Genomic DNA, 11,494 nt, shown 5'->3' with positions numbered 1-11,494 from the left:
ACACGGACCAGGGCAGCCAGTTCACCGGCTTTGCATTCACCAGCGTGCTGCGGGATGCCGAAGTACGGATCAGCATGGACGGGCGTGGGCGCTGGATGGACAATGTCTTCATCGAGCGCCTGTGGCGCTCCCTCAAATATGAATGCGTCTATCTGCACGCCTTCGAGACCGGATCGGAGCTGCGCGCTGGTCTTGGCCGGTGGATTACCTATTACAATACGCAACGACCCCACTCCGGGCTGGCAGGGCGAGCCCCGGCAGAGGCCTATGGGCGGATCAACGCTTCGGATGATGGGGGGAATGCCCCCCATCATCCGATGACCAGAATGGCGGCATAATCACACCCGGGATTAGCTTAACTTCGCCGCCAAACTGTCCAAAAAGGCGGCACCACCTCACCCCATGCACTCGTGGCTTGGAGCACCTGTGGAGCCATTCTGAAGCGCTGAAGGGCTGCGTGTGAAAAGACTGAGCGTCTGCTGATCTGTACACAGGAGAAGGGGTTGGCGCAGTTTGTGAGGTTGACCGTTGCGAAACTAGCTTCGCCAACCTCGTACCCGAAATCGTGGTGACCTGAGACTACTGATCCCGTTGGTCTCGTTCCTGCACTGCGGTCCGGCGGATCAGGAAACGGCGCAAACAACGCGCGACATGCCAATATCTCACGTTTATAGGAAATGCGATGTCCGACCGACCTAAAATGCCTGTTGCGACAGGTCGCCCACGCTCGCCACGGCGTCCCCGCACGGACAGCACAGTGACCCAGGCGATCATCCTCGACGCGGCAGAACGGCTCATGTTAGAGGAAGGGTATGCCGCAGTTACCACCCGGCGTGTCGCGGAGTGCTCAGGGTTGAAGCCCCCCCTGGTCCACTATCATTTCAAAACGACAGATTATTTGCTCACTGCGCTATACCGCCGGGGCGCTGAACAAAGCCTTCAGCGCCATGCGTCTGCCCTCGCGCAGGACGATCCTCTTACTGCCATCTGGCGTGTGAACGCTGATGGTGAGCGAACCGCGTTGGCGCTGGAATTCATGGCGATGGCTAACCACCGAAAATTCATTTGCGAAGAGATTTCGCGCTATGCGGAACAGATACGTGCCATACAAGTCGCTGCGCTGGAGCGCTATCTTTGTGAACGCAATTTGTGTGCACGACCGCCTTTCGGGCCGCTGGCATTGTCAGTCATGCTCGCCGGCGCGGCGCGAGCGCTTGTAATGGAAAAGGGTGTGGGTATCCGCCTCGGCCACCCTGAACTGAATGCTGCGATAGCTGAGTTGCTGCAGTCGTACTGCGTGCCTGCAGATGGAGGGAATGTAAACGTCATCGCTTGACGTTCCCGAGCAAGATACTATGCACACACTCAATATAGGGCTGGCCGTAGCGTGGCGATCATTCTGGAGGTGGTGAATGCATGAGGTCATGCCCGTCGTAATAGTAACAGGAGCAAGTCGCGGTGCGGGGCGCGGCATAGCGACCGCGCTAGGAAGGCATGGCTGTACAGTTTATGTTACCGGCCGTTCCGAGCAGACTGGCGATCACGCCCTACCCGGAACGATCTATGAGACCGCCGAGGCAGTTTCGGCGGCTGGTGGCACCGGAATCGCCGTGCGCTGTGATCACGCGAATGACGAACAGGTAAAGGCATTGTTTGAGCGCGTAGAGGCGGAGCAAGGAAGACTCGACATATTGGTCAACAACGCCGCCGCAATTCATGATGAACTCACGCAGCCGGGCGAATTCTGGGAAAAGCCTCTCAAGCTCTCAGGCTTAATCGACGTCGGTGTGCGCAGCGGCTATGTGGCAAGCTGGTATGCAGGGGCGATCATGGCTCGGCAAAATGACGGTCTTATCGTCTTTACCTCAGCATCGGGCGCAGTGCATTATTCGCTCGGGCCTGCCTATGGAGCCCACAAGGTCGGGATGGACAAGATGGCATTCGACATGGCGGCCGACTTCCGCCATGCTGACAAGAATATCGCCGTTGTGTCTGTATGGATGGGGGCGCTGCTCACAGATCGCTTGAAGGCCATCATCGCCGCTGATCGTGAGAAGTTCGGTCACCTCGAAGGGCGTTGCGAAACCCCGGAATTTACCGGCGAAGTGGTGTGGGGAATCTATAAGGATCCCGCGCTGCTATCATTAAGTGGATCCACATTGGTGGGTGCGGAGATTGCCCGCAAATATGGCATAACTGATGCAGGAGGACGCGTTCCTGCAACCGCGCAGGAGCTTCATCCTGGGGTCGCCCCGATGACCTTCCACTCCGCAGTGATACGTTAAAGTAGGGTTTTCATTCGCGCGCCGGCATTATATTGAGTTAATGATCAATATACAATCTGAGTCGGGTTCGATCAAACCTTCGTCGGTAATAACCCGTTCCGGGCGGTCATTGACAGTAACGATTCTCATGGTGAGTGCGTAAGCCCCGGCAACATCGTCGCCGTGAACGAAGACATTCGAGCACAAGCTCGGCGGTCGATAGAGGAAGACCAAGATGGATGCTGTAGAAAATGATGCGGTGACAAGGCGTGATCTCTCGCCCCGTATCGGTAGCGAGGTTATCCTCAGCAAGGAGGCGTTGCTGAGCGGCGTATATGCCGAGCAGCTACGAGAAATGCTATCCCAGCGCGGTGTGCTTGTGGTGCGCGGCGCATTCTTCGATGATGCCGAGCAACAGGCTTTCACCAAGACGCTTGGAACGCCGATGGCTCAGACCGAACGCGACGAGGTTATGAAAATCTCGATGGATACGCGCGTGCATGCCAGTGCTGAGTTTCAGCGTGGAAATGTCCTGTGGCATATCGACATGCTCAGTGCTGAAACACCCAACTTCGCGAGCATCTTGAGCCCACGTGTACTTTCGGATGAAGGGGGAGAGACGGATTTTGCCAGCACCTACGCGGCTTGGGATGATCTGCCGGAGGACGAGAAGCGCGCGTATGAAGGGCTGCGTGTAATCCATTCGCTGGAAGCGTCACAGCTAATGGTCAATCCGGAACCGAGTCTCGCAAAACTACAGTTCTGGCGCGATGTCAGCCCGCCGCGAGAACACCCCCTCGTTTGGGCACATGCGTCTGGACGCAAGTCGCTGGTGCTCGGGGCAAGTGCTTACTACGTCATCGGGAAAAGCGTGGAGGAAAGTCGCCAAATCCTAACCCGATTGCGTGAGTGGACGACCCAACCTCAATATAGTTATCGCCACGAATGGCAGCTTGGCGACCTGTTGATCTGGGACAACACGGGAACGATGCACCGCGTTCTACCATTCCCATTGGAAAGTGGTCGTCTCATGTCTCGGACGGCAATAGAAGGCGAAGAACCAGTAGCCTGACGTTACGTAAAGATATGTTCTATCATTGTCGGCTTACCACTTTGTCGCGTCAAAGCATTCCTCAGTCCATAAGGGGCACCGAATGTTCCTGATACACCAACTCGTCGCATAATTGGGTTATGTGGATGGTGTGGCTCCCGGGCAAGGCCTTCCAGCTTGACGACCCGCATATCAAAAAACTGATGGAGAGACGCAATGAGCGTTGATTTGGAAAAGCTCGCACAGGATGTCGCATATCTGAAGGATCGTTTGGCGATCGAGGACTGCGTAAACCAGCACGCCCGTGGACATGACCGGTTCGACGTAGAGATGATGACTGACTGCTATCACGAAGATGGTGTCGACGAGCATGGCGCAGCAGCAATCAACAAAGGTCCAGATTATGGCGAGTGGGCAAACAAAGTCCATGGGCAAGGGGCGTTGCTGAACCTCCATAATATTACCACGCATACTTGCGAAATCGACGGCGACACAGCGCATGCGGAAAGTTATGTTCTGGTCGGATTGCTCAATCCCGATGGCGTCAGCGTTCGCTTCATCAACGGCCGATATGTTGATCGTCTCGAAAAGCGCAATGGAGTGTGGCGGATTGCGCTACGCCGCTGTACTCTCGACCTGTTGATCACCGGCGATGCGTCGCTGCTCAAGTCACCGTATATTTCGGCTGCCGGTTACATCAAGGGTCAGAGGAACAAAACAGATGTTTCGTACCAGCGGCCGTTGTCGCTTGAGAACGATGTAGAGCGCCTCTAGTTTTTGACAGGACACGTTGTTGACCTTCTTCGCCGAGCGAAGCGGTCGGTTCGTTAGTGATCGCAATTGCTGCCGGTGCATCTATGCGGAATCGGAAGCCAGATATGGCGGTAAAGCCGTATCTGGTGACGTTTCCGCACTCACCGCGCAGACAATCTGCCGGGCGTGATGCTTGCTGTCCGATAGCGAGTATCCGTGCCTGGACAGGCATGGTCGATCGCCTGGGCATCCTGTTAAGCCGGTTTAGATTTCGACTGGCACGGCAAATCCGTACCCGATCAGCGACCGGCAAAGAGTGACTGCGATATGCTGGTGTGTCTCCTCCCCGCATGGCGTCCCGCATGCGAGCGGCGAGGATCAGCGCGGTGGGGGGCAGCATGGTGCGGGTGCGGCGGGTGAGCATGATCGCCTTGGTCATGGCACGGCTTTGCAGGAGGGCGCGCAGCGCAGATGGGTCGTGCCCGGCTGCAAAGCCAACTGGCTTTCCTTCCAGGCGAAAGTGCCCGGCACGCCGGCAGGCAGGACAATCTCCCCGGTGATCCCCGCTTTGCCAAGGCGGCGGAAAGCGACCTTGATGGCTCCGGCAGGGTGGGGCACCTCCCCCGAGGCGCGACGCAGCGAGCCGAGGGCGGGGACGATGGCAACGCTGCGGAACCCCGGCGCGCCAGGACGCACGCCCAACACGGTCGCGAGAAGTTGATAATTGGGATGGGCGCTCCACGCATGGGAGTCCGATCGCGTGGGTTCCGGCGTCTCGGCGGTTGCGGTGAGGCCGTTGCTCAACATCGTGCGCCACGGCCCCAGTCGGTCCAGATAGCGGTCCGCCTGTCCGGTCTTGCGCAAAGCCTCATCGACATAGAAACGGAAATAAAAGGTCGCCTGGATGAGCGAGGGATCGCTGAGCGTCTTGTCCATCACGCCCTGGACCTGACCCTCGGGCACCGCGTCGGCCAATAGGGCGAGACTGTTGGTCTGCTGGCTGAAGCTCTTGCTATCCGGGGAATCGAGGAACAGTCCCTTGGCAGGATCCCATGCGTGATCCTGCGCCGCCTTGATGAGCCGAGTGGCGAGGTCGCGATAATGTCGGGCCTGCGTGGTGGCGCCCTCGGCATCCTCCAATTCCGCAGCCTGCTTCAGGACTAGCGCGAACTGGAGGGTAAAGGCGGTCGCATGCGTCTGCCATCCCGGTGGATTGCCGCCTGCAAAGCCATCGGCCCAGTCGAGGAAATTCCACCATGGCATATGCGCGACCATGCCTGTGTCATCCACCTGACGCTCGAACCAGGAGAGAACGCCGCGCGTACCCGGCAGCATGGCACGGATGAAGGCGGGATCGTCACGTAGCATCCAATAGTCGTGGATCATCGCGACCCACCACAGCGAGAAGGACGGGATGAATTGCGGGTCGGCTGAGGGATAGGCGCTGCGGGTGATGCCGTCCGGGATGCGGCTATGGTCGAAATGCTCGATGGCATTGCGCATCAGCCGCGCATCGCCCGATTGGTAGACCGAGAGCAGGGATTCGATCCGGCTGTCTCCGATATATTGGAGCTGCTCATAATAGGGAGTGTCCCAGAATGTCTCGAAGGCGGACAGGCGCAGCGCGCGCCAGTCGAGAGTCCAAATGTCCGCGATCCATGGCGCATCGCTGTCGAAAGAGGCGTGCTGCTCGAACGGATAGGCGGTGAACAGATGGTGCAGGTCGTGGATGCGCAGCGGGTCGGCATCGGTGGTGATGTCGAGCTGAAGATAGCGATAGGCGCGGATCCAGAGCGGCTGGAAGGTCCGCTGATCGCCTCCATCGAACTGAATGCGATCCCGAACGCCGCGGATGGTCTTGCCCTGAATGTCGTTCCGGTTGCCCTTCTTGCCGGCGGCGTCGAACAGAGCCTCCGCATAGGTCATCGTCGCGGAAGCGCCCGCGCCGCCGCTCGTCCGCAATATGGGATAGCCCAGCGTCAGATTCTTCTGGTCCAGCAGGATCGAAACCGTGCTGTTGGGCGGAATGACGAGATCGCGGCTTCCCTGTAGATAGCGAGCGTCGACTTTCGCGAGACCCGTCGAACGGCGCAGGCTATCGAAGCGCACGATTTGCTGTTCCAGCGGGGGAATCGTGCGGGGAACGAGCTGCCAGTCCTTGGCCAGGCCGGCCCATCCCAGCCCCCGCGAATGGGCCGGGGCGATGACGGTCGCGGTCGGCCAGGACGCCGTGTCGGTGCTCGCCTGATTCCATCCCCACGGATATTTACCGGCATCCAGCGTTTCATTGGGGCCAGCGACATAATAGCCCCCTGAATCGTCGCCGATCACCGGGCTGAAGCTATAGGCATTGTCGCGCACGACCTTCCAGTCGCTGTCCGTATCGACCACCGCATCCGCGGCGTCCTCGCTCTGGAGGAGAAAGCCGGTGCGCAAACTCACCTGCGCGGCAGGCCGGTTCTCGCCGAAGTTCCAGACGAGCGCGGCGAGGCTGTTGCGGCCTAGTTTCAGATAGGGCGCCAGATCGACCTCTTCATAATGCCAATGCATCAGGTCGCCGCGCGCAGGCCCGTTGGAAACCTCATGGCCGTTGACGAAAAGACGATAGCGATTGTCCGCCGAGACGCGGACCCGCAACTTTTGCGGCGCCGTGGCGAGGGTGAAATCCCGGCGGAAGTGAAGGACGGTCCCATCGGGATCGCTGAGCGTGCCGTCGCTGATCCATTTCGCTTTCCACGCAGCCGTGTCGACGGGCTGATCGCCCTGAGCGACGCTGGCCGAGGCAAAAAGGATAGCAAGGGTTCCGGCGAGAGTGGAGGAGAGCAGGCGCCGAAATGCGGCTGTCGATTGACAGTGTCTCATCCTATCACTCTCCATCTCGAACAACCCGATACATGAACGATTTCGCAAATACACAGGTTCGACCTGCCTTCATCAGCATAAGTCTGACGGCTATCGGCTCGTGGGTCCGGCGCCCCCTGAAATGCCTTGCCAGTCTTCGCCACTCGGTCCCCCCGTTACTCCGGGACGGGCGGGTGGCGCATTGACGGTCACGCGGACCTCTTTGTAATTCTGCGCCAGCGTCTGATTGGCGGGCTCGACCAGTCCATCGCGCTGCCCATTGGCGGTCAGCCGGACGATATAGTTGCCCGGCGTCGTGAAACTGACAGTGCGAGCAACATCGACAGTCTGCAAAGCCTTAGGCAGCACGATCGCGTCGGTCGCAGCACCGTAGGTCCAGTTATATTGGACGATCTTGCCGGTGGACGGCGGCATCGCGAGCCGGGCAGCGAGGGACACGGACTGGTTGACGTCGACCGTCGCATGGTCACTTCCGTCCACCTTCAACTCGACCACGGGCTGGAGACCCCTGCGGATCGTCGCATCAGGCGAGAGAATGACTTGCGTGAGCGGCAACTCGAAAGTCCATTGGGACGACGGCTTGGGCGCGATGCCCTTTTCAGCCCAAGCCATCATGTCGATCAATGCCTGGTTGAACACTCCACCGACGATCCCGCCATTGGTATGGCCACCGCGCTCCTGATAGTAGACCCGCAGCATCTGATCGGCCTTCGCTTTGCCAAGTCTCTCCTCGATGGTATTCGCATAGCCTGCGACCCAGGATGGAAAGGCCAAAAAGTCCGAGAGGTTCTGGAATAGCATGACCTTCGTCTTTATATTCCCGAGCGATAGCACGCCCGCGCCCTGCTTTATGGTAGTGATGTCGGCCACGTTGAGCGGTCGCTGCGGATATTTTGGTGTGCCGTCCGCATTGCGATACTGATCATATTGGTAATAGCCGGGCACGATCGTGTGACGCGGGTAGAAGTAGGCGGCGAGCAGGAAACGGTTGTTCACCCGTATCTTTGCCCCCTTGACGAGGGCACCGAGCAGGACCGGGCTGTTTTTGCCCGAGAGTGTCAGCACCCCCGTGGTCCGATCGAGGGAACCCGCCAGTTCCCCGTATGCTTCCGAATGACTATCAGGATCGACCACGCGCGTGCGTCCATCTGCTCGATAGACGTAGAAGCGCTGGCCGGTCGTGCCAATCGGTGACGCGGATGCCGCAGGGACGGTGGGAATGGTCCTGGGATCAAGATGCACCGCAGTGACAGCGCCCGCAGCGTCTCGCTCGATCGCTGTGATGGTCGCGAAGCCGTCCATCTTTGCAGCGGCGAGATAGGACGGCGGATTGCTGCCTTCATAACCGGGCTTTGACCAGAAATCGTCCTCATAGGTCGGGTCCTGGTAGAAGATCTCGTTCGTCCCGGTGATCGGTGACAAAAAGAGGAAGGTGTTAAGTTCGTTCAACGGGTAACCCGCGGCGAGCACCTCGTTCAGCACGGATTGCTCTTCCGCGTTCAGGCCAGCGTAGAGCAGTGTCTTTTCAGCATCGGTCAGTCCGTCCGAAGCGTTGACACCGTTGCCGACGGCGCGAAGCGACATGAGCCGGGCACGCTTCTCCGCAGACAGCGCAAGCGCGAAATGGCCAGTCCACTGGAAGGCATGGGCAGGGTTGCCGCGCGTGGCAGGGCAAACGACAATGACACCGGCCCAGACGCCGGTCTGGCCTTCAGCGGCAGCTTGCGCCATCTGGCCGCCGCCGCTGCAACCCCAATAATAAGCATAGATTCTGCCTGTCGTGCCGTACATCTTGCGAACGATGTCTTCTGCGATCTTGGTCGCGGCAGCGCTGTGCCGCCAGTGCGCGGCCGTGTTCGTCGGGCCGGCATTGACGTGGTTCACCGACATGGCGCCGTTGGTAAACGCCAAGCGGTCGTCGATGATGGTGCCTGCTGTTACGGGATGCTGAATCTGCATGGAGCGGTTGCGAAAGAATTTCTTGTCGGGAATTCGGATCACATAGTCCTGCTGACGCAAGGTAGGGCTGTCCGTCACCCCGGTGGGCAGCGGATTTGTCTTGACGTCTCGTGCCCGGAAATAGCCTTTAATTTCGGTATAGGATATTGGCCCCCCGACGCCGGTGTAGCTGTTTTGCCTCGTGCTCGTGACGACAAAGTTGCTGACGTTGAAATAGGGATCGATGCAAGTGGCGTCGATCGTCAGGAGAGGCTCTATTTCCGCCCGTTTGATCAATTCTGAAGTGGGTTCGGCACGGCACTCGTTGGTTGCTGCTTGTCCTTCGGCGCTGGAAGGTGCTGCATAAGCCACACCTGCTGTCGCCAGAGGCAGCGCAATGGCAAGGCTCAAGGCGTTGGACAGTTGCTTCGTGTTCGCTTGTCTCATTTTTTACTCCACGCTTGCGCACGAAAAATTACGGCTTTCAATATCGCCCAATGTAAAACTTGTTCAGCCAGCGAAGTTTTGCGCTGCAGCCTGCATTTGGCCGTTGATTGTAGGACGGCTCCTGTTCGACGATAGAATGGCGAACACCCTCTAATCGCGCTGCGGGAAGCACGCGCACCTAATCGATAACCCTGGATCCGACTCAACAGTCCGCGCATCCAAGGCCGTATTTTGACAATGAGCAGCGCTCAAATCCTGGACATGCATGAGCCGGAACCGCCCGGATTGATCCTCGTCATGGATGTCCAGTTATCTAAACAGCTCCGCTCAACTGTCACGATGATATTTCACACCTCGTTGGCGCTCGGGCAGTCGAACTGGAACTCGTACCTGTCAGTCATGCCGCGCACGTTCGAAAATCATCATCGCAAAAACTGAACATTCGCTAAAATAATAGGAGGTGGCAGTCAACCATTCTGATCCCGGGCATGGATCAGCATCCGTCGCGAAAGCGCTCAATCGAATTCGTCGAGCGACCATCTATCCCGCCATCGTATGAACGGCCGGTCGCCGTCAAAGGCAATCGGCAACCATACATGCCGTGCCTGAGAGGTGTTGATGTCAAGGCCGCCCCACCGTTTCAAGGCGCTCGCCTCCAGTGAGGAAAGGGGGACAGGGGGATGGGCAAAATGTTTTTCGAATGCTGATCGGACCAGTCTTCCCAGATCACCATCGGCAAATTCGGTGCCGCCGATCGGGCCGTTCCATCTGTCGGCGAGCGCGATATACAGATCCTTCTTGCCGGGATGCTTGAAAATGGAACTGATCTGCGAATTGAATGACGTCTCTGACGGATCATCCCGATGCAGGAGGCCAGGCTCGTCCCAGGGGCCATGGAAGGTATCGGCCGTTGCAATTTCCGATGGATTTGGAAAATAACCCGTCGTCCCGGAGGTTGCCAGATAATGCCTGTTTTTTCTGTGGAAGTAGGCAATTCCCTCGCGCACGCTTGGTGGCCCCGGTCTGGGGAAATGCGTGGAATAGTAGCCGGTGAAATCTGCATAGTCGCGCGTCAGATCCGCACAGATTAGTTCGCTATGCACTCGTTCGAAATACATATAGGCCTTGCCGTCATACGGTGCCGCGACAAGGTCGAAGTCACCCGCGCTCATGCCGAGCGGCAATATGCCGGACCTCAGAAGACGATAGGGACCAGTTATGCTGTCCGCCTCAAGGACAGCGCGCGTCTGCCCCCTCTCCTCCATGACTTTGATCCAGCAGATGAACTTGCCGGTTGCCTGATTGTAGAGGATGTGGGGACGATCCATGGCCTTGCGGGGATAGAGCGGAGAAGCAGGATCGTCAGGCGGAGGGGGAATGATTGTTCCGAGATCGTCCCAATTATAAAGGTCCGCCGAAGAATAGCATCGGACGCCCCAATGCCAGATGCCGTTCCGGCCATCTGTTTTTCCTTATTCTCGCCGTACCAGTAGAAGAGGCCACCTACCTGGAGGATGGCCCGGCATGAGCATGCATGGGCTTGCCAGCGCTGTCGAGCCATATCTCCCCGGGTGTGAAATCACGGCGCGGGACGCGGTTGGCGGCCGATGTGCCGTACGCCGGAAGCGCAGAGATCATGCCGATCATCGCTGAGGTCGAGAGAAAGTCGCGTCTGTTGAACATGGCCTATTCCTCAGAGCCTGTCTTGGATCTCATGCGTAACGAGCGACGCGCCTGATGAGAACGATAGCCGCGGCGGCATAGAGTAGCGCAGTTGCGGATTTGATGGTTCGCTCGAAGTCCTTGGCGAGGCGGCGATTGCGGTTGAGCCATGCGAAGGTCCGTTCGACCACCCATCGTCTGGGGTGGACGACAAACCCGGTCTGGTCGGCGAATTTGCGGACAATCTCTATCGTGATGGAGGTGGCGTCCCGGACGCGATCGCTGTTGTAGGCGCTGTCGGCATAGGTGCGCGCGACGAAGGGATGGCGCTGGCGGGAGTGCCTGAGCAAGGGCACCGCGCCGTCGCGGTCCTGCACGTCGGCACCATGGACCAGCCGTTGAAGCGCGCGACCATCGGTATTGACCATGGCGTGGCGCTTGCGGCCCATGATCTTCTTGCCTGCATCATATCCGCGCGGTCCACCCGCTTCGGTGGTCTTCACGCTCTGGCTGTCGA

The 11,494-nt window shown here is 58.6% G+C and carries 9 protein-coding genes; 5 read left to right on the top strand and 4 right to left on the bottom strand.

The window, feature by feature from the left end:
* From LWE61_RS20325 to LWE61_RS20305, 5 genes are all read left to right on the top strand, one after another.
* The coding region (locus tag LWE61_RS20325; RefSeq protein ID WP_234152474.1) for an integrase core domain-containing protein at nt 1–338 on the top strand (338 nt) is incomplete at its 5' end.
* A 419-nt stretch (nt 339–757) separates the two neighbouring features.
* The gene (locus LWE61_RS20320) at nt 758–1,336 is read left to right on the top strand and encodes a TetR/AcrR family transcriptional regulator (protein WP_234152473.1); all 579 of its coding nucleotides are present in this window, start codon (nt 758–760) and stop codon (nt 1,334–1,336) included.
* A gap of 76 nt (nt 1,337–1,412) precedes the next feature.
* Nucleotides 1,413–2,285: an SDR family NAD(P)-dependent oxidoreductase gene (locus LWE61_RS20315; protein ID WP_234152472.1), complete on the top strand. Its 873-nt coding sequence runs from the start codon at nt 1,413–1,415 to the stop codon at nt 2,283–2,285.
* A gap of 214 nt (nt 2,286–2,499) precedes the next feature.
* Nucleotides 2,500–3,336 carry a TauD/TfdA dioxygenase family protein gene (locus LWE61_RS20310; protein ID WP_234152471.1) on the top strand — a complete coding sequence of 279 codons (837 nt, stop codon included), beginning with the start codon at nt 2,500–2,502 and terminating at the stop codon, nt 3,334–3,336.
* 195 nt (nt 3,337–3,531) lie between these two features.
* Nucleotides 3,532–4,089: a nuclear transport factor 2 family protein gene (locus LWE61_RS20305; RefSeq protein ID WP_234152470.1), complete on the top strand. Its 558-nt coding sequence runs from the start codon at nt 3,532–3,534 to the stop codon at nt 4,087–4,089.
* Between the two features lie 414 nt (nt 4,090–4,503).
* Here the strand turns inward: LWE61_RS20305 and LWE61_RS20300 are convergent, their stop codons facing one another.
* From LWE61_RS20300 to LWE61_RS20285, 4 genes are all read right to left on the bottom strand, one after another.
* On the bottom strand, nt 4,504–6,930 hold the full coding sequence (locus LWE61_RS20300) for an alpha-L-rhamnosidase-related protein (RefSeq protein WP_234152469.1): 2,427 nt from the start codon (nt 6,928–6,930) through the stop codon (nt 4,504–4,506).
* Between the two features lie 90 nt (nt 6,931–7,020).
* On the bottom strand, nt 7,021–9,315 hold the full coding sequence (locus LWE61_RS20295) for a PKD domain-containing protein (protein WP_234152468.1): 2,295 nt from the start codon (nt 9,313–9,315) through the stop codon (nt 7,021–7,023).
* Nucleotides 9,316–9,830: 515 nt separating this feature from the next.
* Nucleotides 9,831–10,763: a family 43 glycosylhydrolase gene (locus tag LWE61_RS20290; protein ID WP_234152475.1), complete on the bottom strand. Its 933-nt coding sequence runs from the start codon at nt 10,761–10,763 to the stop codon at nt 9,831–9,833.
* Nucleotides 10,764–11,027: 264 nt separating this feature from the next.
* Nucleotides 11,028–11,494 (bottom strand): IS5 family transposase (locus LWE61_RS20285; protein WP_234152467.1); only part of this gene is annotated, 467 nt, incomplete at its 5' end.

It is taken from the genome of Sphingobium sufflavum, assembly GCF_021403115.1.
GTDB classification, from domain to species: Bacteria; Pseudomonadota; Alphaproteobacteria; order Sphingomonadales; family Sphingomonadaceae; genus Sphingobium; species Sphingobium sufflavum.
This window is presented reverse-complemented; position numbering and strand designations above follow the sequence as displayed.